Origin of the sequence: Dietzia sp. UCD-THP, from assembly GCF_000349585.1 — a bacterium.
GTDB lineage: Bacteria > Actinomycetota > Actinomycetes > Mycobacteriales > Mycobacteriaceae > Dietzia > Dietzia natronolimnaea_A.
Genome location: NZ_AOSR01000002.1, coordinates 15,776 through 38,592 on the forward strand (window position 1 = coordinate 15,776; position 22,817 = coordinate 38,592).

The following is a 22,817-nucleotide window of genomic DNA, read 5'->3' on the forward strand; positions in this document are numbered from 1 at the left end:
GGCGGGGACCTCGCGCGGTCACGGCCTCGTCGCCGCACAGCCACCCACCAACTGAACCGACCCCCTCTCGACATCAGGAGTCACCCATGGTCAATCCCATCGATTTCACCGACCGCGTCGCGATCATCACCGGCGCCGGAGGCGGCCTCGGCCGCGCCTACGCCCTCGCCCTGGCCGAGCGCGGCGCCAAGGTCGTCGTCAACGACCTCGGCGGCGACGTCCACGGCGAGGGTGGCACGTCCTCACCCGCCCAGCGAGTCGTCGACGAGATCGTCGCCACCGGCGGCGAGGCCATGGTCGACGGCAATGACATCACCGACGAGGCCGCGGTCGACGCGCTGGTCTCCTCGGTCATCGACAAGTGGGGCCGCATCGACATCCTCATGAACAACGCGGGCATCTTGCGCGACAAGTCGTTCGCCAAGATGGACAACGACGACTTCCGCAAGGTCCTCGAGGTCCACCTCATGGGTTCGGTCAACTGCACCAAGGCCGTCTGGCCCCACATGGCCGAGGCCGGATACGGCCGCATCCTCATGACCACCTCGTCCTCGGGCATCTACGGCAACTTCGGCCAGAGCAACTACGCCGCCGCCAAGTCCGGCCTGGTCGGTCTCATGAACGTGCTCGCCATCGAGGGCGCCAAGAAGAACATCAAGGTCAACTCCATCGCCCCCACGGCCGCCACCCGCATGACCGAGGACCTCCTGCCGCAGCGGGTGCTGGACATCATGGGCCCGGAGACCATCGCGCCCGGCGCGCTGTTCATGGTCAGCGAGGACGCGCCCACCAAGACCATCCTCGGTGCCGGCGCCGGCGTGTTCGCCGTCTCCCAGATGGTCGAGAGCCGCGGGGTCTACCTCCCGGACAACGCCCGCACCCCGGAGGTCGTGGCCGAGAGGTGGAACGAAATCGCCGACCTCACCGACGCCCAGAGCCTGGAGAGCGCATTTGAACAGACCTCCAAGTACGCCGCGCTCGCGGCGCGCGAACTGGGGCTCCACCTGGAGAGCTGACCACGCCCTCCCCCGCGCCGCCGCGCGGGGGTCGTCACTCCTGGTCGGCGAACTGTGTCTCGTACAACTCGGTGTACCGCCCGCCCGCTGCCAGCAGTTCGGCGTGGGTGCCCGACTCCGCCACGCTGCCGTCCTCCAGCACGAGGATGAGGTCGGCGGCGCGGACGGTGGACAACCGGTGCGCGATCACCAGCGACGTCCGGTGGGACATGGCCTCGGTCAGGGCCTCCTGGACCGCGGACTCGTTGGTGGAGTCCAGCGCGCTGGTGGCCTCGTCGAGGACCACGACGGACGGCTCCGCGATGAGCAGTCTCGCGATGGTCAGTCGCTGGCGCTCGCCGCCGGACAGGCGGTACCCGCGGTCTCCGATGACGGTGTCCAGCCCGTCGGGCAGCGACCGGACCAGGTCCTCCAGCCGCGCCCGGCGCAGGGCGTCCCACACGAGTTCGTCGGTGACCTCCGGGCGGGCGAAGGTCAGGTTCGCGCGGATCGTGTCGTGGAAGAGATGACCGTCCTGGGTGACCATGCCCACCGTCCGGCGCAGTGACGACGAGGTGACCCCACGCACGTCGAGGCCCGCGACCCGCACCGCTCCCGAGTCCACGTCGTAGAGGCGCGGAAGCAGCGACGCGATGGTGGACTTGCCCGCGCCGGAGGACCCGACCAGGGCGATCATCTGACCTGGTTCGGCACGGAAGCTGACCCCGTGCAGGACCTCCTGACCACCGCGGGTGTCGAGCACGGCGACCTCCTCGAGCGAGGCCAGGGACACCTTGTCGGCCGAGGGGTAGGAGAACCGGACGTCGTCGAACTCGATGGCGGCCGGTCCCTCCGGCACGTCGACCGCGTCGGGGGCGTCCTTGAGCAGCGGGTCCAGATCCAGGACCTCGAAGACCCGCTCGAAACTCACGACGGCGGTCACCACGTCCATCGGCGCGTTGGCCAGAGAGGTCAGGGGTCCGTAGAGGCGGGTCAGCAGGAGCGCGAGTGCCACGACGGACCCGGCGTCCATCCCGCCGGAGAGGGCGAACCAGCCACCGACGCCGTAGACCAGCGCCAGTGCCAGGGTGGAGACCAGTGTCAGCGAGTTCATGAACACGCTCATCAGCAGCGCGGTCCGGACCCCGATGTCCCGCACCCGGCCGGCGCGGGAGGCGAATTCCGCTGATTCGGCGGCGGGGCGGCCGAAGAGCTTGACCAGGGTCGCGCCACCCGCGTTGAAGCGCTCCGTCATCTGGTCGTTCATCGACGCGTTGAGGTCGGAGGCCTCGCGACGCAGCCTGGCCAGCCGCCTGCCCACGTAGCGCGCGGGGAACAGGAACACCGGCAGCAACAGCACTGACATGAGTGTGAGTTGCCAGTTGATCCCGGCCATCACGACGAGGGTCAGGATGAGCTGGACGAGGTTGGACACGACCCCGGAGAGGGTGTCCGAGAACGCACGCTGGGCGCCCATGACGTCGTTGTTGAGTCGACTGACCAGCGCACCCGTCCGGGTTCGCATGAAGAATGCGATGGGCATGGTCTGGACGTGGTCGAACACCGCACGCCGCAGGTCGAGGATCAGGCCCTCGCCGATCCGGGCCGACCAGAATCGGGTCACCACGGCGTTGACCGCCTCGACGACGCCGATCACCGCGATGGCGGCGGCGAGGAGGAACACCACTCGTACGGCGGTGCCGTCCACGATCGCCGTGACGACGCGGCCGGCGAGCAGCGGGGTCACCACCGCGAGGGAGGCGCCGAACACGGACAGGATCAGGAACAGGACGATCCGCCTGGTGTGCGGTCTCGCGAACTGTCCGATCCGCCGGAAGTTCTCGCGGGTGAACACGCTGCGGTCGAGGGTGATGTTGTTGTTCTCGGCCCGCATCAGGGTGCGCATGGCGGCCTGCTGCATCGTCACGTCCGCCACTCCTCCTGCGTCGGAGAGGGGTTTCCGACGACCTGACGGTACAACCGGGCATGTGGTGCCCTTATTCCGCGGTGGCTGAGCTGACCGGGCCACCGGGCCGACGACGCGGAGGGGCCACGGAAGGGTCACGTTTGGACAAAGCGGGAGATCGTGTCTAGACAAGCCACTGGATTTTGTCTAATCTCGACTTCATGCAGTGGCGTATGCCACATCCCGAGTGAACTTCGGAGGTCGTGACGATGTCCAGCACCGAATACATCCGCCCCCGCGGCGGAGCCCAGAATCCCGACCGGGACCACCTGACGTCTCCCGCGGGGCGGGCCGACTCCCCCGTGGGCGACGCCGCCGAGGGAGCCACCGAGGGCGCCGTCGAGCCCTACGCCTGGACCGACGCCAAGCGGTACCTGTGGCTTCTCGGGTTGATCCCGGCGATGGGCCTGTTCCTGTCGATGCCGTTCGTCGCCGGGTTCAACTCCCTGGGTCTGGGCTGGGCCGCCTCCGCCGCGTGGTTCCTGCTCCCCGTCCTGGTGTACATCGTGATCCCCCTCGGTGACCTGGCGATCGGCGCCGACGGCGAGAACCCGCCGGACGAGGTGATGGACAAGCTCGAGGCCGACCCGTTCTACCGGTGGTGCACCTACCTGTACATCCCCTTCCAGTACGCGTCGCTCATCGTCGCCTGCTACCTCTGGACCGCCCAGGACCTGTCGTGGCTCGGGTACGACGGGGGTCTCGGTATCGCGGCGTCGATCGGCGTGGCCTGGACCGTGGCCATCACCGGAGGGATCGGGATCAACACCGCCCACGAGCTGGGGCACAAGATCGCCGGGAGCGAGAAGTGGCTGTCCAAGGTCGCCCTGGCCACCACGGGGTACGGGCACTTCTTCATCGAGCACAACCGCGGTCACCACGCCCGGGTCGCCACCCCCGAGGACCCGGCCAGCTCGCGCTTCGGTGAGTCGTTCTGGGCGTTCCTCCCGCGCAGCGTCGTCGGTTCCGCACGATCGGCCTGGCACCTCGAGGTCGAGCGCCTCGGTCGTCTGGGCAAGGGGCCGTGGACCATCCGCAACGACAACCTCAACGCCTGGCTCATGACGGTCGTCCTGTTCGGCGGACTCATCGCGGTGTTCGGCTGGGAGGTCGCGCCGTGGCTCCTCGTGCAGGCGGTCTTCGGCTTCTCGCTACTGGAGGTCGTCAACTACCTCGAGCACTACGGTCTGAAGCGACAGAAGACCTCGGCCGGCCGCTACCAGCGCTGCCGCCCGGAGCACTCGTGGAACTCCGATCATCTGGTGACGAACATCTTCCTCTACCACCTGCAGCGTCATTCCGACCACCACGCCAACCCGATGCGCCGCTACCAGGTGCTGCGCAGCTTCGACCAGGCCCCACAGCTTCCGTCCGGCTACGCGACCATGATGGTTCTGGCCTACGTGCCGCCGCTGTGGCGCAAGGTCATGGACAAGCGGGTCCTGGCCCACTACGAGGGCGACATCACGCGGGCCAACATCCAGCCGTCCAAGCGCGAGAAGATCCTCGCCCGCTACGGCGTCGACGCGACCGGTGACGGCACCAGCGCGGTGGCGGAGAAGGTCGTCGTCGACACCGACATCGCCGCCGACCAGTCCTCACCGACCGGCGAGTACGTGTGCCCGAACTGCGGGCACCACTACTCCGAGGCGGCCGGTGAGCCCCGCGAGGGCTTCCCTCCCGGTACCCCGTGGTCGGCGATCCCTTCCACCTGGCGGTGCTCGGACTGCGGCGTCCGCGACAAGGTCGACTTCCTGCCCGTGAAGTAGCCCACCACTCCGCGCGGACATCAGATCAGGAACAATGGACCTCATGCCGCGCCGCCCGTCGACACGTGACCAACGCTCCTCCGGGGACTCCCAGGGGGGGCGTTGGTCGCCCCGCCTCACCGTCTTCGACGCCATGCACCAACTATTGGAGTCCCGCGACTGGTCGGCCGTGACCATGTCGGACGTGGCCCAGGCCGCGGGACTGAGTCGGCAGACGCTCTACAGCACCTTCGGCAACCGTCAGGGGCTGGCGCAGGCGTACGCGCTCCAGCTGTCGGAGAAGTTCGCCGGCGAGATCCGGGACTCGATCATCAGGCACCCAGGGCAGATCGAGCTCGCGCTGAGTGAGGGGATCAACGGGTTCCTGCGGTCCAGTAGCCGCGATCCGCTGATCCGGGCGCTCGTGACCGGGGACATCAAGCCGGACCTGCTGCGTCTGATCACCACCGAGGCCGGGCCGCTCATCGAGCGTGCCACGGAAGTTCTCATGCCGGCCCTGTCGGAGAGCTGGATGCGGATCGAGGCCAGCCAGGCCCGGTTGGCCGCGTCGATCATCGCCCGGATCGGCATCAGTTTCATCTCGCTCCCGCCCGAGGACCCGGACCAGTTGGCCTCGGGCCTGACCGAGGTGATCGCCCCCTACCTACAGAAGGTCGTGCAGGTCGACGTCCAGCAGTGACGGTGCGGCCCAGGATGCGACGGACCGGTCAGGCTCCGTCCCCCACCGTCGACCGCTGATCCGGTCGACCCGGGACCGCGACACTGGCCTCGAGGAAGAGACCACGGGCCTCCACGCACAACCGCTCCCCCGCGTGGATGGTCGCCTTGGTCCAGGTCTTGCGCCCGGCCACCTCGTCCACCCACGAGCGGAACGTCAGGGGCTTCAGGAGCGGGGTGGGTGAGCGGTAGTCGATCTCGTAGTGGGCGGTCATTCCGTACCGGCCTCCCCAGTGGTTAGCGAAACCCATCATGTGGTCGATGATGAGCGCGCTGATCCCGCCGTGAACGCATCCCGGGGGGCCCTGGTAGGCCAGTCCGAGCGTGACCTCGGCCGTCACCGAACCGTCATCACACGCGGAGAACCGCACCGGTGGGGCGATCGGGTTCTCCGGCCCGCCGACGGGATTCGCCCTGCGGGAACCGGCGCCCGTCCACATCGTCTCCAGCCGGCGGACGGGCTCCGGGACGCGCGACTCGAGGAGGTCCGCGACCTCGGCCAACCGGTCGGCGACGTCGTCCAACCGGACTTCCGAGTGGGCCAGTCCGGAGACCGCCTCGCGCAGTCTGCGCAGCTCCGCCACCGTGCGATCCAGATCGGGATCCGGTGTGGGGAGGTCGGGGACGGGGATGGGATCGAAGGTCTCCCCCAGCCGCGCCCGCATGCTGCTGAGCTGGACATCGTCCACACCCTCGATCCTCGGGAGGGGACCGCGACCGACTTCAGGGCTGTTGTTGTTCTGGGCCATACTCTGAAGACTATGTCGACACCCGTCAGAAAGAGACAGTTCGACCCTTCCACGTACGGACCCTGGGCTCTGGTCGTGGGCGGCAGCGAGGGGGTGGGGGCCGAGATCGCCCTCCGCCTGGCCGAGGCCGGGGTCTGCACTGTGCTGGTCGCCCGTCGGACCGGACCCCTCGAGGAGACCGCCGTCGAGGTCCGCGCCAGGGGCGTGGAGTGCCGTGTGCTCTCGGTCGACCTCACCGAACCGGGTGCCGCCGACGGGATCGCTGCCGCCTGCGACGGCCTCGACGTGGGGCTGGTGGTTCTCAACGCCGGGGCCAACACCTACGGGTCGGAGTTCGCCGAGTCGGACATGGACCGCGTCCAACAGGTGATCGACCTCAACATCACCGCGCCGCTGCAGATCATCCGTCACTTCGCCCCCACGCTCCGGGACCGCGGCCGGGGCGGCATCGTGGTCATGGGGTCGATGGCCGGCTACCTCGGGCACGCCGACATGAGCATCTACTCGGCCGCCAAGGCGTTCAGCCGAGTCTTCGTGGAGGGCCTCTGGCTGGAGATGCGCGACCACGGTGTGGACGTTGTCGAGGTGATCCTCGGCGTGACCCGCACCCCGGCCATGATCCGCGCCGGTCTGGACATGGATCTGCCGGGCATGACCGTGAGCGAGCCCGCCGAGGTCGCCGAGGAGGTGCTCGAGTCGATCGGGCGGGGACCCGTCCACGTCTGCGGAGGGGAGGGCAATCGCGCGGGTGTCGAGTTCAGCTCCGGGGTGGATCGCGGCCGGATCGTGGCCGGGGCGCACAGGCGCATGAAGGCCCTGCGCGGGGAGAGCTGACCCCCCGCCCGCCGGCTCAGCCCTCGACCGGCCGGTCCCGCTGCGCGTCCGAGATACCCCTGGGTTCGATGAACAACGCCTCGGCACGCGCGCACAGCGTCTCGCCGGTGTGCAGGGTGGCGCTGGCCCAGATCTTGCGGCCCTCCACCCGGTCCTGGCGCGCCTCGAACCTCAGCGGGGCGTACAGCGGTGTCGGCGAGGTGTAGATCACCCGGAGGTCGGCGGTCATCCCCACGCTCTTGGCGGCGGCGTTGGCCAGGCCCAGCATCTCGTCGAAGATCAGTGCGACGATCCCGCCGTGCACGCAGCCGGGAGGGCCCTGGTACTCGATGCCCAGTCGCAGATCCGCCCGCACGGTGGCGTCGGGGAACACCACCGGCTCCAACGGCGGGGAGACCGGGTTGCGGCTGCCGATGGCGGGGTTCGAGGCCAGATGCTCGGGAACCCCCCAGGTCGCGTAGTCCGACGGCCGCACCATGGTGCCGACGGCCTCGAGGTGGTCGGCGAGCTCCCGCACCGTCGTGACGGCGTCGTGGACGTCGTCGAAGCGCGACCCCGCCACCAGTCCCCGCACCCGGCGAAGCTCGCGGGCCAGGTCGGTGGCGCCGGTGGCGTCGTCATCCCAGGGCAGGAAGGGGACACCCGTCTCGTCGCCCGGAGCGGTGCCGGTGGTTCCGGGGAGGGGATCGGTGGCGGAGGCATCGGAGGTCACGAAAACCGAATCTACTCCGCGTTCACCCGCGCGCCGGGCTCACCCTTCCGCTCACCTGGCGACCGGTCACCACGATCGGCTCGAGGACAGGGGTGGGGCTGCGGTAGTCCACGTCGAGGTAGACGGTCATCCCGGTGACCCCGGTGTGAAAGTTCGCCCTGCCCAGGACCACGTCGAACAGCAGCGAGACCACTCCGCCGTGCACGCACCCGGGCGGTCCCTGGTACTCCAGACCCAGTGTCGCCTCGCCGCGGAGGGTGCCGTCCTCCAGGATGTCGAAGTCCACCGGCGGGGCGAGGACGTTCGAGCGGCCCACCACCGGGCAGTTGGTGACGTAGTCACCCGACGACCACGTGACCGCCTGCCTGCGCTCCGTACTCGCCGAGGCGGCCTCCAGCCGGTCGGCCACCTCGCGCACCCGGTCGGTCAGCGGGGCGAGGTCGGTGTCGAACAACCCCCCGGTGGTCAGCGCGCGGATCCGACGCACCTGCTCCACCAGGGCGTAGAGGCCGGCCTCGTCGTCGTCGACCTCGTCGATCCGCGCCCCGCCACCTCGGGACGGGTCCAGAGGACCCGTGTCCACCACGGGTCGCGCCCTCCGCGGGACAACCGGCTGCTCCACGCCCCCGCCCGGCGGTCGATCGGCCACTATGCGGTTCCCTGCGCCGCCCCGCGCCCGGCGCGGCGACCGAAGAAGGACCCGTCGCCGAGCGAGGTGCCGGAGATGTACCCCTCGCCGTGCAGGCCGTGGGTGCACCGGCCGGCGGCGAACAGACCGGGGATCGCCTCACCCGCCCGGTCCAGGACCCTGGACTGCAGATCCGTGTGGAGCCCGCCCAGGGTGAATCCCTGCGCCTTGAGGGGGAGTCCGTTGAAGGAATCCGGCCCACCGGCCCCGGTGGGATAGGCGCCGAACGGCGGCTCGAGCGGGCGGACCCAGCGCGCGCTCTTCCCGAACTGGGGATCCTCGCCATTCCGGGCGCCGGCGTTGTATCTGCGCAGGGTGTCGGCCAGTGCCTCCGCGGGCAGCCCGCAGTCCGCGGCGAGCTCCTCGATGGACTCGGCGGCGTGCATGGGCTGCATCCCCCACAGCTCGCTCTCCGGGACGTCCTCGATGCCCTTCTCGTCGATGATCACCCAGACCGGCGGCCGACGGTGGTGCACGGCGGCGTGGCAGTACAGGCCCGGATAGACCTCCTCGTTGATGAAGCGCTGGCCGTCGCCGTCGACGAGCATCGCCCCCACCGCCAGGCGGGGGATGATGAGCATCGCCGTCTCGGTCTGGTGCATGCGGCGCACGGCAGCGCCCACGTCCATCCCCATCTCGATCCCGGACCCGTCATCGCGGCCGTCGGACACCTTGTCCTTGCCGACCTGCTGCGGCGCCCACTGTTCGAGCATGCGGTCGTTGTCCACGAACCCCCCTGTCGCCAGGACCACCCCGCCGGCCGCGCGGTACTCGCGGTCCTCCCCGAACTCGGTCGCCCGGACCCCCACCACCCGACCGTCGTCCATGATCAACGACCGAGCCCTCACGTCGCAGTGCAGTGTCACCCCGGCCTTCTGCGCGGTGGCCACCAGGGCGTCCATCAGGACGTTCCCGGCGAAGTTCGGGGCGGGCGGGCGGTGACCACGAGCCGCGGGGCGCGCGATCGAGGCGTAGGGCTCGGCACGCTCACCCATCCACATCAGGCCCGAGTCGTCACCCGGCATCCAGGTGGGGGTGTCCCACAGTTTGTGGTTGAAGACCGCACCGTGGGCGACCAGCCAGTCGTGGTGCTCGACCGCACCCGCGCAGTAGTCGGCGATCTTGGCCTCGTCCGCGTTCGGACCGAGTGCCGCGGTGAGGAAGGCGCGCATGTCCTCCTCGGAATCCTCGACGCCGAGCGCCCGCTGGGTGGCGGTGCCCCCGCCCAGATAGACCTCGCCGCCCGACTGGGAGGACGATCCCCCCGGGCCGGAGGCGCCCTCCAGCACGATGACCGACGACCCCGTCTCCGCGGCCTCGATCGCAGCACACGCGCCCGCGATGCCCATCCCCACCACCACCACGTCCGCCGAGTGCACGGTCGGACGGGTGTCTGAACTCTTGTCCGTCATGCGCCACACTCTACGTGTAACGTGTTTCAGTTCGTGCATTACTGTCGGGTTCATGACTCCGGCTCCCGACACCGATCGTCTGGACGCACTCGAGGCGAGGCTCGAGTCGACCGAGCTCGCTCTCGCCTCGATCCGGGACCAGTTGCTCCGGGCCACGGATGAACTCGCGATCCTCAGACTCGTCGCCGCCTACTGCCCCCGGGTCGACTCCGGGGACGCCGAGGGGGTCGCCGAGCTCTGGGCCGCCGACGGGGTCTACGACGTGGACACCGGCGTCCTTGAGGGCCACGCGGACCTCGCGGGGATGGTGCGCGGTGACGCCCACCAGGGACTCATCGCCCACGGGTGTGGTCACGTGCCCGGCCTACCGGTGGTCCTCCTCGTCGGCGACCGGGCGGTGGCGACCGGGTACACCCAGTTGGTGGTCCGGTCCTCCCGGCCGGGGCGCTACACGGTGACGCGGGTGACGGCGAACAGGTGGGAACTCGAACGTCGCGGTCCGGTGGACGCGCCGGACCGTGGCTGGAGGGTGGTGCTGCGGACCGCCCGGGCGGTCACCGACGACGGAGAGGGCAGACGCCTGCTCGGCAGGTCCCGCGAGGGGTAGCGTGGGGCCCATGACCCGCCGACGACCCGCGGTCCCCGACCCCACCCTCCGCGCGGGACGGCTCGCCCTGCTCACCACGTGCGCGGCCCATCTGGGTTTCCAGTCGATGGTCACCTCTGTCGTCTACCCGACGCTCTTCGAGGGACCGACGCTGGAGATCGGCGAACGCCAGGCCGACCACGCCCGCCGGATCGCCCCGGTGGCCCTGACCCTGTACGCCTCGGGGTTGGGTGCCGCCGCCTGGGCCGCCTACGGATCAGTCCGCTCGCCCGGCCGCGACGGGCTGACCGCCACCGTCGTCGCGTGCCTCACCACCGTCGCCGTGCCGGCCCTCACCGCCGGGGTCGTCCCGCTCCACATGGGGATCGCCCAGGAGCAGGTCACCCGGCACCGCATCCAGACCTTGCTGGCCTCGGACCGGATCCGCACCGGACTGGCCGCGATCGGGGTGGTCGCGGCCGCGCAGTCACTCAGCTGACGGTCCGACCCGGTGGTCTGATCCGCATCACCGCGAGCAGTGCGCCGACCGCGATCACCGAGACCACCACGGACATCACATGGAACGCCGTGGTGAGACCGACGACCTCGGACAGGAGTGCCGCGACGACGGCGGGCACCCCCAGCGACAGGTAGGCGATGACGAACAGGGCGGAGAAGACCTCTCCCCGTGAACTGCCGGGAGCGTTCTGCGCGACGAGCGACGTGCCCATGAGGAACAGCAGTCCCATGCCCACCCCGGTGACGGCCGAGCCCACCACGAGAGCCGGCACCGACGCCGCCTCGAGTGCCAGTGAGGCCGACGCCAACCCCACGACGAGCATCGCGCCGCCGATGACCACTCCACTGCGCCACCGTTCCTGACCCGCACGAAGGTTCCACACCAACTGGGCCAGTGCGGCGGCGCCCTGCAGGCAGGCGACCACCAGACCGGTCACCAGGTAGTCCGAGCGACCGACGAGGTCCTTGGCGATCGCCCCGCCGAGCCCGAGGAAGACCCCGCCCACCGACCACGAGGCGATCACGCACAGTGCGGCGAGGGCGAACGCGGACCTGGCCCCCGCGGGCACCGCGACGCGTTGGAGTCGCACGGCGTCCCGGAGGGTCTGGGGCCCGGCTCCCGAGGTCTCCGGCACCAGGAAGACCACCCCGGCGAGCAGGGCGGCCAGTGCGGCGCCCATCACCACGTACGGGTGGACGAGAGGCGACGACGACGACGTGGCCACCACGCCCGACAGGAGCACACCGGCCGCGATCCCGAAGTTGGTCGTGGAGCTACTGGTGAGCGCACCGACGCGGGCGTTCCTGGCCGGATGCAGTTCGATGATCGCCGCCGCAGCCGATCCGGTGACCAGTCCGACGCCCAGGCCCTGCACCACCCGCGCGGCGATCAGCCAGGCCACCGAGGGTGCCGCGGCGAGCCCGGCCATACTCAGCACCAGCAGCACCAGTCCGGTGATCACCACCGGCCGCCGACCGATCGCGTCGGACAGGCGCCCCAACAACAGTAGTGGGACCAGGACCGCCACCGCATAGACCGCGTAGACGACCGTGATCATCGTGCCGCTGGTCCCCCACGTCTGCTGGTAGTCGACGTACAGGGGCGACGGTGTCGCGCTCGACATCAGAGCCGCGGTCACGACGAGCGCCATCAGGACGAAGGGTGTCCACGAGCGGGGTGTGCTGTCCACGGGCGGTCCTGGGGTCGGGTCCACCACGACCGGTGTCCACACCGGTGGCCACCGAGCGTGGAGGGGAGAGGCGGGAGGGGAGTGAGTGGAGCCTAGGGGATTCGAACCCCTGACATCTGCCTTGCAAAGGCAGCGCTCTACCAACTGAGCTAAGGCCCCGATCCGCAAAGCGTGAACGCCGGACCGCGGCGGGCGATCCGGCGTCTGCCGTGCGGGGGTGGGCCTAGGAGGACTTGAACCTCCGACCTCCAAATTATCAGTTTGGCGCTCTAACCACCTGAGCTATAGGCCCTCGTACCGAAGCGTTAATCTACCCGACGCCCTCGCCCCCGCCCAAATCGGCGGGCTCGGTGCAGCGGCAGGAGCTCACGCCGGACGGCGTCTCAGTTCCGACGGTCCCCCAGTGTCACCTGGACCCCGCCGCCGGTCAGCCCGGCGGCGAGGTTGTAGATGAACACGGCGAGGGTGGCGAGGATCGACAGCAGCAGGACGTTGAGCAGCCCCACGCCTCCGCTGTAGAGGAAGATCGTCGACGGCCCGATGGCGGCAGCCGATTCGTCGCCCGCGACACCGGAGAGCAGTCCACCGAGCCGGTCCCACACGCCCATGCCGGAGAGCAGCAGGTAGGTGACCCCGATCGCCACCATCCACACCAGGTACAGCGCGAACATCAGCCCGAGCACGGTGGTGAACGCCGACCACGGGTCGATGCGCCGCAACACGAGCACCGATTCCATCGGTCCGCGTCGTTCCGTCGGCGGCACCATGGGGGCGGCGCGGCCGGCCGCGCCGCCCGAGTGGGCGGTCGACACGCCACCGGGCAGCCCCTCCGCGCGGTGGTGGGTCGCGGCGGGGAACGACGCGGTCGCGCCCGCATCGTCGGGGGTGTTCTGGCCGTCGGGGGTGGTCTGGCCGGCGGGCGCCTCCGGCCCGGTCGGGTATCCGGCCGACCCGCCGAATCCCGGAGCAGGGGTGGAACCCTTGGGTGCCGGGCCGCTCGCGGGCCCGTCGCTCGGCTCGGTCATCGCCCTCTACTCCTTCTCGGACGCGGCGTCGCGCCGGTCGTCGTCGTCGGGCTCGTCGGCGTTGCGGGCGATCGCCAGCAGCGCGTCGTTCTCGGCCAGGTTCATCAGACGCACGCCCTTGGTCTGACGGCCCGCCTTGCGGACCTGCTTGGCGAACGTGCGGATCACGCCACCACTGGAGGTGATGGCGTAGAGCTCGTCCTGCAGCTCCACGATCGTCGCACCCACGAGCTTGCCGCGCTTGGGATCGAACATGAGCGTGAGCACGCCCTTGCCGCCCCGGCCCTGGGCCGCGTACTCGGCGAGCGCGGTGCGCTTGGAGTACCCGCGCTCGGTGGCCACCAGGAGGAAGAGCTGGTTCTCGTCCATCTCCGAGCGGACGACTGACATGCTCAGCAGCGCGTCGCCGTCGTTGAACCGCATCCCCATGACGCCGGACGTGGCCCGCCCCATGGGACGGAGCGTGTCGTCGTTCGCGTGGAAGCGGATCGACTGCCCCTTCTCGGAGACCAGCAGGAGGTCGTCCTCGGGTCCGGCGAGCGCTGCGCCCACGAGTTCGTCACCGTCCCGGAGGTTGACGGCGATGAGACCGCCCGACCGCGGGGAGTCGTAGTCCTCGAGGCGGGACTTCTTGACCAGTCCGTTGCGGGTGGCCAGCACGAGGTACGGAGCGTCCTGGTAGCCCTTGATCCGGATGACCCCGGCAATCCGCTCCTCCGGCTGGAACGCCAGGAGATTGGCCACGTGCTGTCCCCGGGCGGTGCGGCTGGCCTCCGGGAGCTCGTAGGCCTTGACCCGGTAGACCCGGCCCTTGGTGGTGAAGAACAGCAGCCAGTCGTGGGTGGAGGAGACGAAGAAGTGCCGGACGATGTCGTCCTGCTTGAGCTCCGCGCCGCGCACACCCTTGCCGCCGCGCTTCTGGGCACGGTAGAGGTCCGTGCGGGTCCGCTTGGCGTAGCCGGTCTCGGTGATGGTGACGACGACGTCCTCGCGGGCGATCAGGTCCTCATCGGTGACGTCGCCGTCGGCAGGGATGATCACCGTGCGCCGGTCGTCGCCGTACTTCTCGACGATCTCACGCAGCTCGTCGCCGACGATCGCGCGCTGACGCTCGGGCCGGGCCAGGATGTCCTTGTAGTCGGCGATCTCCAACTCGATGGCGGCGAGCTGGTCGACGATCTTCTGCCTCTCCAGAGCCGCGAGACGACGCAGCTGCATGTCGAGGATGGCCTGGGCCTGGTCGTCGTCGATGTCGAGGAGGTCCTTGAGGCCCTCCCGCGCGATGTCGACGGTCTGCGACCGACGGATCAGCGCGATGACCTCGTCGAGCGCGTCGAGTGCCTTGACCAGTCCACGCAGGATGTGGGCGCGTCGCTCGGCCTCGTCCAACAGGTACTGGGTGCGCCGGACGATGACCTCGATCTGGTGCGCGACGTACAGGCGCACCAGCTGGTGGATCGGGAGCGTCCGCGGCACACCGTCGACGATCGACAGCATGTTGGCACCGAACGAGGTCTGCAGCTGCGAGTGCTTGTACAGGTTGTTCAGCACGACCTTGGCGACGGCGTCACGCTTGAGCGTGATGACGATCCGCAGACCCACACGGTCGGACGACTCGTCGTCGATCTTGGAGATGCCGGCGATCTTGCCGTCGCGCAGCTGCTCGGCGATCGACAGGATCATGTTGTCCGGGTTGACCTCGTAGGGCAGCTCGGTGATCACGATGACGGTGCGGTTGCCGTCCTCCTCGATGGAGGTCTTGCCGCGCATCCGGATCGACCCACGCCCGGTGGTGTAGGCGTCCTTGATGCCCTGGTCGCCGACGATGAACCCGTGGGTCGGGAAGTCCGGCCCCTTGATGAATCCCATGCAGGCGTCGAGCGCCTCCTCGTCCCCGGCGTCCGGGTTCTCCAGAACCCAGTAGACGGCCTCGGCGACCTCACGGAGATTGTGCGGCGGGATCTTGGTGGCCATCCCCACCGCGATGCCACTGGACCCGTTGATCAGCAGGTTCGGGACCCTGGACGGCAGGACCGCCGGCTCCGTGGTCTTGCCGTCGTAGTTGGGCTGGAAGTCGACCGTGTTCTTGTCGATGTCCCGCACCATCTCCATGGCGAGCGGGGTCATCTTGCACTCGGTGTAGCGCATCGCGGCCGCGCCGTCGTTGCCGCGCGAACCGAAGTTGCCCTGGCCGTCGACCATCGGGTAGCGCATCGCCCAGGGCTGGGCGAGCCGGACCAGGGTGTCGTAGATCGCCGAGTCACCGTGGGGGTGGTAGTTGCCCATGGTGTCGGCGACGGGCTTCGCGGACTTGACGTAGCTGCGGTCGGGCCGGTAGCCGTTGTCCCACATCGCGTAGAGAATGCGACGGTGGACGGGTTTGAGGCCGTCCCGGACGTCCGGGAGAGCCCGTCCGACGATGACGCTCATCGAGTAGTCGATGTAGCTTCTCTGCATCTCCGCCTGGATGTCGACCGGCTCGATGCGGTCGTGTCCCCCGGCGTCGGGCGGCAACGTCGTGTCCGTCATGGGCTCCTCTTCGGTTCCTCGTCGCGCTGGCTTCTCTCGCAGACGATGTCGCGGGCACACGCGTGCTCAGACGGCGGCCGTAGGACCCGCCCAGTCTATAGGTCCTGCGGAAACGGGCTCGAGGGCACGCCTCGGCCACCCGATTATCTCCTCGTCGTCGTACCCACGGCCCGGGTCGTCCTGGTTGTCCGTGTGGTCCCGGTGACCGTGTCGTCTCGACGGATTTCCGTTCCCGGGCGATGTGCCGCACGTAACATTTCCATCATGTCGCCAGTCCGCAGTGAACCCGGGCTCCGTACTCGTCGTCTCGTGGCGCTGGCAGGAGCCGCGGTCTTCGCGCTCGTCAGCGGCGTTCCCGCGACCGCCGGCGCACAACCGTCGACGGCGGTGAGCGCGAACCGGGACAGCGTCCAGTTCGACCAGCCGGGCGGCTTCTACGACACCCGGGGCCTCCCCATCGGCGCTCCGGGGGAGGTCCTGCGAGCCGAGTACTCCGAACTCCCCCTGGCCGTGACCCTCCCAGGGCTCCCCCACGTGCCCTCGCCGCTACCCGCTCGCGCCCAACGAATCGTGTACCAGTCCGCAGGCGTCGACGGACGACCGGTCGCCACCTCGGGTGCACTGTACGACTCGACCGCACCGTGGAACGGTCCCGGCCCACGGCCCACCATCGTGATCGGGCCCGGCACGCAGGGTCAGGGCGATGCGTGTGCTCCGTCCCGGCATCTCGAGACCGCGCTCGGCGTGAACCCGCAGACCGGGGGCGCGGTGCCCTCGTATGAGCAGGCGTTCGCGCTGGTCCTGGCCGCCCAGGGCTTCCGGGTGATGGTGATCGACTACATCGGCCTCGGTACGCCAGGCGTCCACACCTATTCCGACCGGGTGGAACAGGCCCACGCCATGCTGGACGGCGCCCGGGCCGCACGTGCTCTGAGCGGGGACGCCCCGGTGGTGTTCTGGGGTCACTCCCAGGGTGGAGGTGCCTCGGCGGCCGCTACCGAACTCGCCCCCGTGTACGCCCCGGATGTCGACCTGCGGGCCGCCTACGCCTCCGCTCCCCCGGCGGATCTGCTGGCTGTGCTCGACCATATCGACGGATCCACGCTCACCGGCGCGATCGGGTACGCCATCAACGGGATGTCCCAGCGCTTTCCCGCCGTCCGGGACGTGGTCGACCGCCAGGTGAACGACGCCGGGCGAGCCGCGCTCGCAGACATCGCGGGCCTGTGCACCCTCGACCTGCGCTCCGCGTACGGCATGCGCACCACTCACGAATGGACCCACTCGGGCCGCAGCCTCGGAGAGCTGATCCGTTCCGAACCCGAGGCACTGCGGGTCCTCGATCATCAGCGGATCGGCCGCCTCCGACCGGACGTCCCGGTGATGGTGGCCGGGGGGGTCCACGACGACATCATCCCGCTCGGTCAGGTCGAGCAGCTCGGCCGGGACTGGTGCGAACAGGGGGCGGCCGTGCACTTCCGCTATGAGACGACCCCGCCCGTCGCCGGCGTCACGCACGCGGCGGCGGCCGCGACCAACTTTCCGGCAGCCTTGGACTTCGTCACCCGCCGGCTGGCCGGTGAGCCCGCCCCGAACGACTGCGGGACCCTGTAACACACGGGTCGGCGGGCATCCCGCGGGAAGGTCTGTGCCTCACCCGCGGGATGCCCGCCGATCGGGGCCGAGGGTCAGACGTCGAGGAAGCGGACGTCGCGGGCGTTGCGCGTGATGAAGTTGCGGCGCGCGTCGACATCCTCGCCCATGAGGATCGAGAACAGCTCGTCAGCGGCGGCGGCGTCCTCCAGGGTGACCAGCCGGAGCGTGCGCACCGTCGGATCCATGGTCGTCTCCCACAGTTCCTTGGGGTTCATCTCGCCGAGACCCTTGTAGCGCTGGATCCCGTCCTCGACGTTGATCTTGCGCTTCTTCTCGAGCCCGATCTTGAGGAGCTCGTCGCGCTCCCGGTCCGAGTAGGCGAAGTCGGGCTCGCCCTTGCCCCACTTGAGCTTGTACAGGGGCGGCTGCGCCAGGTAGACGTTCCCGTTCTCGACCAGCGGCTTCATGAACCGGAACAGCAGGGTGAGCAGGAGTGTGGAGATGTGCTGACCGTCGACGTCGGCGTCGGCCATGAGCACGATCTTGTGATAGCGGAGTTTGTCGAGATCGAACTCCTCGTGGATGCCCGTGCCGAGGGCGGTGATGATGGCCTGGACCTCGGTGTTCTTGAGAACCTTGTCGATCCGGGACTTCTCGACGTTGATGATCTTCCCGCGCAGCGGAAGGATCGCCTGGAACATGGAGTCTCGGCCGGACTTGGCCGAGCCCCCGGCGGAGTCGCCCTCCACGATGTACAACTCGGACTTGGCCGGGTCCTTGGAGCGGCAGTCGGCCAGCTTTCCGGGGAGCCCACCGATATCGGTCGCCGACTTCCGGCGGACCATCTCGCGGGCCTTGCGCGCGGCGACGCGGGCCTGGCTCGAGGCGATGCCCTTGTTGACGATAACCCTGGCCTCGGCCGGGTTCGCCTCGAACCAGTGACCGACGTGTTCTGCGACCTGTCGCTGGACGAACCCCTTGACCTCGGTGTTGCCCAGCTTCGTCTTGGTCTGCCCCTCGAACTGGGGATCGGAGATCTTGGCCGAGATCACCGCGGCCAGGCCCTCGCGGATGTCGTCCCCCGTGAGATTGGGGTCCTTCTCCTTGAGCAGCTTCTTATCCCGCGCGTACTTGTTGACCAGCGAGGTCAACGCAGCGCGGAAGCCCTCCTCGTGGGTTCCGCCCTCGTGGGTGTTGATCGTATTGGCGAAGGTGTGGACTGATTCCGAGTACCCGGAGTTCCACTGCATCGCGACCTCGACCTCATGTCCCGTGCCCTTGCCCTCGAAGTAGAGGATCGTCGGGTGGATCGCGGTCTTGGACTTGTTGATCGCGGTGACGTAGTCCTTGAGGCCCTCGGGGTAGTGGAAGGTGCGCTTGCGCTCGCGGACCTTGGGGGCCTCGGTGGTCTGGGCCTCGGACTGCTCGACCGCCTCGGCGGTCTGGGCTGTCTCGGTGGCGCCCTCGGCGAACGCCTTCTCCGCGTCCACCGCGTGCTCGATGTCCGAGCCCTCGTCGGATCCGGGAGCGGAGTCGGATCCACGCCCCTCGCTGTCCGCGATCGCGTCGAGCTCGGCGGCCTGTTCCGCGCGGGACCGTCGATCGGTCAACGTGATGGTCAGGCCCTTGTTGAGGAACGCCATCTCCTGGAGGCGTCGGGCGACCACGTCGAAGTCGTACTCGGTGGTCTCGAAGATCGACGCGTCCGCCCAGAAGCGCACGCGGGTTCCGGTCCCCTCCGCGGGGCCGGCGTCCACGAGTTCCTCGGGCTCCGCCATGTTGAAGTTCTGTTGCCACAGGCGTCCGTCACGCTTGATCTGCACCTCGACCCGGGTGGACAGAGCGTTGACCACCGAGATGCCCACACCATGGAGACCACCGGAGACCGCGTAGGAGTCGGAGTCGAACTTGCCGCCCGCGTGCAGCTGGGTCATCACGACCTGCACGGTGGGCATGCCCTGTTCGTGCATCTCGACAGGGATGCCGCGACCGTCGTCGATCACCTCGACGCCGCCGTCCTCGAGCAAGGTGACCTTGACGCCGGTCGCGTGGCCGGCCATGGCCTCGTCGATCGAGTTGTCGACCACCTCCCAGATCAGGTGGTGCAGACCGCGGGGACCGGTGGAACCGATGTACATGCCCGGACGCAGCCGGACGGCCTCGAGTCCTTCGAGAACGGTGATCGACGACGCACCGTAGTCGTTCGCACCCTGCGTGCTGGCCTTGCTCTTGGCGTCCGCCACGTGCGAACTCCTCGCGTCTCGGGGGTCTGGGACCGGCCCAGTCTACCTGCGACAACCCTCGTGGGGTCCCCGGGCTCGCCAACACGACCCCGATGGACGCCCACCGGGTCGCGCCCGTCAGCCGTAGGTGTCCCGGGGTCCGCGACCGGACACGTGCAACGGGCCCTTCCGCCAACTCGGCTTATCGGGCCCCTGGATCCTCAGGCGCCGGACGTGACCCGGCCCCATGGCCGCGGCGATCTTGCGGAGGATGTCAGCCGCCACGAGCCGGAGCTGGGTCGCCCACGCGGTGCTCGACGCACGGACGTACAGCACACCCTCCTCCAGTCGCTCCGGGGTCGCGTGCGCGGACACGTCCTCCCCGACGATGCGGTCCCACTCCGCGAACAACCTGCCGGTGGTCACCTTGTCGTCCCAGCCTCGCTTCTTGGCGACCTGGCCGACGAGCCGCCCGAGTGGCTGGGGATCCCAGGGGTCGGCGCCCGAACCGGTCCAGCCACGTCGGCGCAGTCGCTTCCCACCCCCCACCGGCCCGGTTCGGCCGCGCCCGATCTGCTTGCCGTCCGCCCGGGCACGACTACGGGCTTCCTCGAGGGCCTGTCGGGCGATGTCATAACCACGTTGCGGCCCGTCAGACGGTGTTATCGGCCGCCCACCGTGTTCGTCGGTCACGAGTGCACCTCACTGTCCGTTGCCGTGATAACCGAATGACGACCGGCTCCCTCCCCCGTCATCACGACGTCATGACGGGTCCCCCTCAGACCGTCCGGGACGTCCTCCCCGACCGCCGCCGTGACCAGGACCTGTTCCACCCCGGTCGCGGCCTCGGCGAGAGCAGCTCGTCGATGGCGGTCGAGTTCTGCGAACACGTCGTCCAGGAGCAGAACGGGCTCGACCCCGTCCGCGCGGAACAACTCGAGTGATCCGAGGCGCAATGCCAGGGCGAACGACCACGTCTCGCCGTGGCTCGCGAACCCCTTCGCGGGTTCGTCACCGAGGGACAGGATCAGGTCGTCCCGGTGCGGCCCGACGAGCGACATCCCCCTGTCGATCTCGTCCTGACGCCGGCGGCCCAACTCGGTCAGCAGGATCGCTTCGACCAGTTCCGGATCGGCGAGCTCGGACTCGTCCGGCGGGGCGGCGACGCGGAACCGGTAGGCCAGGTCCGCCGGCCGGGACTCCGGAGCCAAACCTCGGTAGGCGTCGGCGACCAGCGGCCGTAGTTCATCGAGCAGGGCGATCCGCCCCGCGACGATCCTCGCACCCAGGTGGGCGAGCCGGCCGTCCCATACGTCGAGCGTCTCCAGCGCCGCGTCCGCGCCCTCTCCCCTCCCGCGGCGCAACACGCCGGAGGCGGATCTGAGCAGGGCGGAACGCTGCTTGAGCACCGACGAGTACTCGGTGAGAACACCCCCGTGGGCGGGCCGGCGCTGGACCTGGAGCTCATCGAGCAGTTTCCGCCGCTCGGCGGGCTCGCCCCGGACCAGTGCCAGATCCTCGGGTGCGAAGAGCACGGACTGCACCACCCCGAGGATGTCACCGAGGCGGCGGCAGGGCGAGGTGTTGAGCCGTGCCCGGTTGGGCCGGCCCGAGTTGAGGGCCAGCTCCACGGTAAGTTCACGTCCGGCGTTGTGGGCGAGGGCGGCGATCATGGCCGTCTCCGCACCGGTGCGGATCATCGGTGCCTCTGTGGCCACCCGATGGGATCTCAGGGTCGAGAGCACACCCACGGCTTCGAGGACGTTGGTCTTCCCGTGCCCGTTGCGTCCCACCAGGGTGGTGACCCCCGGTTGTAGCTCCAGCTCGAGCAACGGCCAGGAGCGGTAGTCCAGAAGCCTGAGGTGACGCAGGTGCATGCCGGGCGATGTCGCGTCAGCGCGGTCAGCCCGGGAGGCGGACCGGCATGAGCAGATAGGTGTGGTCCGACTCGACGGGCGCGATCGTACCGTCCGCCTCCGGGGAGGGCAGGGCCTCGGGCGCAGGACGCAGGACCGCGGGCCGGCTGGCCTGGGTGAACCCGAACGCGACCCGGGACGAGTGCATACTGCCGAGCCCGTCGAGGAGGTAACCGGGGTTGAACGCGATGGTCAGGGGCTCACCGAGGAAGTCGACCGGAAGGGTCTCGGACGCCTGAGCCGCGTCGTCACCGCCCGCGGAGAGCGCGACCTCCCCGTCTGAGAACGCCATCCGGACCTGCACCCCCCGGTCCGCCACCAGGGCGACTCGCTTGATGGCCTGGACCAGGGCGTCCACCTGGACGAGGGCCATCGAGGTGTGTTGGGTGGGCAGGAGTTGGCGGACCTTGGGGAACTCGGCGTCGAGCAACCGGGTCGTCGTGCGCTGACCGGACACCAACACGCCCATGATGCCGTCGGCGCCCACCTCGGAACCCGCGCCCAGGCTCAGATCGACTCGCCCTCCCTGCCCCGCCGACCGGGTCACGTCGGACAGGGTCTTGGCCGGGATCAGCACCTCGACCGAGACGTCCTCGCGGGCGGGTTCCCATTCGAGATCCCGGATCGCGAGGCGGAACCGGTCGGTGGCGATGAGGGTGACACGCGACCCCTCGATCTCCATCCGGATCCCGGTGAGCATCGGGAGCGTGTCGTCCTTGCCGGCCGCCAACGCGACCTGGGCCACCGCCTCGGAGAACGCGTCGACCGCGGCCGAACCGGTGACCCCGGGCATAGCCGGGAGCTGCGGGTAGTCCTCGACGGGCATCGTCGGCAGAGTGAATTTGGCGGATCCGCAGTTGATGTACATCTTCTGCGCACTCACGGTCACCTCGACGGGACGGTCGGGAAGTGCCCGCGCGATGTCGGCCAGCAACCGGCCGGACACGAGAGTGCTCCCCGGTTCGGAGACCTCTGCCGGGACGGACACCTGAGCGGAGGTCTCGTAGTCGAATCCGGAAATCGTCAGACCGGAGTCCGCCTCGAGGAGGACACCACCGAGAATCGGCACCGACGGTCGGGACGGGAGGGTCCGTGCGACCCAGGCCACCGAATCGGCGAAGTCCTCGCGGGTGACGCGGAACGTCGGATCCGTGATCTCCATCGGTGACCTCTTTCTGGGCGGGGTGCACACCGCCGGCATCTGGACGGTGGGCCTGTTCGCGGCGGTGGCAACTGCGTTCGCTGGTGTCGTTCACTGGCGTCCGACGGGGTCCGGCGGATCATCTCCATGAGAGTAACCGCTCGCACCGACAGTGAACACACGGACTCCTGTAACCCGGTCAAGCAGGCTCGCCGTTCCACATCCCTACTTCTTACAAGAACTCTAGAGAG

At 69.3% G+C, this 22,817-nt stretch carries 19 protein-coding genes and 2 tRNA genes; 7 read left to right on the forward strand and 14 right to left on the reverse strand.

Annotated features, from left to right (window positions below; genetic code table 11):
- Positions 1 to 86: 86 nt before the first annotated feature.
- Entirely contained in the window at positions 87 to 1,016 is a 930-nt protein-coding gene (locus H483_RS20600; protein WP_017835120.1) for an SDR family oxidoreductase, read from the forward strand.
- Between the two features lie 34 nt (positions 1,017 to 1,050).
- Here H483_RS20600 and H483_RS20605 read toward each other — a convergent pair whose 3' ends face one another.
- On the reverse strand, positions 1,051 to 2,916 hold the full coding sequence (locus H483_RS20605; protein ID WP_031264344.1) for an ABC transporter ATP-binding protein: 1,866 nt from the start codon (positions 2,914 to 2,916) through the stop codon (positions 1,051 to 1,053).
- Positions 2,917 to 3,170: 254 nt separating this feature from the next.
- Here H483_RS20605 and H483_RS40435 point away from each other — a divergent pair, with 254 nt between their 5' ends.
- Together H483_RS40435 and H483_RS20615 are read left to right on the forward strand one after the other, a co-directional pair.
- Positions 3,171 to 4,730, forward strand: coding sequence for a fatty acid desaturase (locus tag H483_RS40435; protein WP_031264345.1), 1,560 nt, complete (start codon positions 3,171 to 3,173; stop codon positions 4,728 to 4,730).
- 43 nt (positions 4,731 to 4,773) lie between these two features.
- The gene (locus tag H483_RS20615; RefSeq protein ID WP_238556188.1) at positions 4,774 to 5,409 is read left to right on the forward strand and encodes a TetR/AcrR family transcriptional regulator; all 636 of its coding nucleotides are present in this window, start codon (positions 4,774 to 4,776) and stop codon (positions 5,407 to 5,409) included.
- A 28-nt stretch (positions 5,410 to 5,437) separates the two neighbouring features.
- Here H483_RS20615 and H483_RS20620 read toward each other — a convergent pair whose 3' ends face one another.
- Entirely contained in the window at positions 5,438 to 6,196 is a 759-nt protein-coding gene (locus H483_RS20620) for a PaaI family thioesterase (protein WP_017835124.1), read from the reverse strand.
- A 12-nt stretch (positions 6,197 to 6,208) separates the two neighbouring features.
- Here H483_RS20620 and H483_RS20625 point away from each other — a divergent pair, with 12 nt between their 5' ends.
- Entirely contained in the window at positions 6,209 to 7,030 is an 822-nt protein-coding gene (locus H483_RS20625; RefSeq protein ID WP_042328650.1) for an SDR family oxidoreductase, read from the forward strand.
- A 16-nt stretch (positions 7,031 to 7,046) separates the two neighbouring features.
- Here the strand turns inward: H483_RS20625 and H483_RS20630 are convergent, their stop codons facing one another.
- From H483_RS20630 to H483_RS20640, 3 genes are all read right to left on the reverse strand, one after another.
- Positions 7,047 to 7,742 carry a PaaI family thioesterase gene (locus tag H483_RS20630; RefSeq protein ID WP_017835126.1) on the reverse strand — a complete coding sequence of 232 codons (696 nt, stop codon included), beginning with the start codon at positions 7,740 to 7,742 and terminating at the stop codon, positions 7,047 to 7,049.
- A gap of 22 nt (positions 7,743 to 7,764) precedes the next feature.
- The gene (locus H483_RS20635) at positions 7,765 to 8,328 is read right to left on the reverse strand and encodes a PaaI family thioesterase (RefSeq protein WP_017835127.1); all 564 of its coding nucleotides are present in this window, start codon (positions 8,326 to 8,328) and stop codon (positions 7,765 to 7,767) included.
- A gap of 62 nt (positions 8,329 to 8,390) precedes the next feature.
- Positions 8,391 to 9,842: an FAD-dependent oxidoreductase gene (locus H483_RS20640; RefSeq protein ID WP_017835128.1), complete on the reverse strand. Its 1,452-nt coding sequence runs from the start codon at positions 9,840 to 9,842 to the stop codon at positions 8,391 to 8,393.
- Positions 9,843 to 9,894: 52 nt separating this feature from the next.
- Here H483_RS20640 and H483_RS20645 point away from each other — a divergent pair, with 52 nt between their 5' ends.
- On the forward strand, positions 9,895 to 10,449 hold the full coding sequence (locus H483_RS20645; protein WP_017835129.1) for a nuclear transport factor 2 family protein: 555 nt from the start codon (positions 9,895 to 9,897) through the stop codon (positions 10,447 to 10,449).
- 10 nt (positions 10,450 to 10,459) lie between these two features.
- Complete coding sequence (locus H483_RS20650; RefSeq protein ID WP_017835130.1) at positions 10,460 to 10,927, forward strand: hypothetical protein; 468 nt, start codon at positions 10,460 to 10,462, stop codon at positions 10,925 to 10,927.
- Here H483_RS20650 and H483_RS20655 read toward each other — a convergent pair.
- From H483_RS20655 to gyrA, 5 genes are all read right to left on the reverse strand, one after another.
- Positions 10,920 to 12,137: an MFS transporter gene (locus H483_RS20655; RefSeq protein WP_017835131.1), complete on the reverse strand. Its 1,218-nt coding sequence runs from the start codon at positions 12,135 to 12,137 to the stop codon at positions 10,920 to 10,922. The genes H483_RS20650 and H483_RS20655 overlap by 8 nt on opposite strands.
- 86 nt (positions 12,138 to 12,223) lie before the next feature.
- Positions 12,224 to 12,296: transfer RNA gene (locus H483_RS20660), tRNA-Ala, on the reverse strand.
- A gap of 59 nt (positions 12,297 to 12,355) precedes the next feature.
- A tRNA-Ile gene (locus H483_RS20665) sits at positions 12,356 to 12,429 on the reverse strand.
- Between the two features lie 91 nt (positions 12,430 to 12,520).
- The gene (locus H483_RS20670; protein ID WP_017835132.1) at positions 12,521 to 13,162 is read right to left on the reverse strand and encodes a DUF3566 domain-containing protein; all 642 of its coding nucleotides are present in this window, start codon (positions 13,160 to 13,162) and stop codon (positions 12,521 to 12,523) included.
- Between the two features lie 6 nt (positions 13,163 to 13,168).
- The gene (gyrA, locus tag H483_RS20675; RefSeq protein WP_017835133.1) at positions 13,169 to 15,691 is read right to left on the reverse strand and encodes a DNA gyrase subunit A; all 2,523 of its coding nucleotides are present in this window, start codon (positions 15,689 to 15,691) and stop codon (positions 13,169 to 13,171) included.
- A 264-nt stretch (positions 15,692 to 15,955) separates the two neighbouring features.
- On the opposite strand from gyrA, the gene H483_RS20680 reads away from it, so the two are divergent.
- Entirely contained in the window at positions 15,956 to 17,305 is a 1,350-nt protein-coding gene (locus H483_RS20680; protein ID WP_031264347.1) for an alpha/beta fold hydrolase, read from the forward strand.
- 74 nt (positions 17,306 to 17,379) lie between these two features.
- On the opposite strand, the gene gyrB is transcribed toward H483_RS20680, so the two are convergent.
- The 4 genes from gyrB to dnaN all read right to left on the reverse strand — a co-directional run bounded on the left by gyrB (position 17,380) and on the right by dnaN (position 22,587).
- Positions 17,380 to 19,530: a DNA topoisomerase (ATP-hydrolyzing) subunit B gene (gyrB, locus tag H483_RS20685; protein ID WP_017835135.1), complete on the reverse strand. Its 2,151-nt coding sequence runs from the start codon at positions 19,528 to 19,530 to the stop codon at positions 17,380 to 17,382.
- A gap of 117 nt (positions 19,531 to 19,647) precedes the next feature.
- Entirely contained in the window at positions 19,648 to 20,202 is a 555-nt protein-coding gene (locus H483_RS20690) for a DciA family protein (protein WP_081615059.1), read from the reverse strand.
- Positions 20,199 to 21,386 (reverse strand): DNA replication/repair protein RecF, encoded by a 1,188-nt coding sequence (gene recF, locus H483_RS20695; protein ID WP_017835137.1) that lies wholly within the window; start codon positions 21,384 to 21,386, stop codon positions 20,199 to 20,201. The genes H483_RS20690 and recF overlap by 4 nt, the downstream gene beginning before the upstream one ends.
- A gap of 25 nt (positions 21,387 to 21,411) precedes the next feature.
- Positions 21,412 to 22,587, reverse strand: coding sequence for a DNA polymerase III subunit beta (dnaN, locus tag H483_RS20700; RefSeq protein ID WP_017835138.1), 1,176 nt, complete (start codon positions 22,585 to 22,587; stop codon positions 21,412 to 21,414).
- Positions 22,588 to 22,817 lie beyond the last annotated feature (230 nt).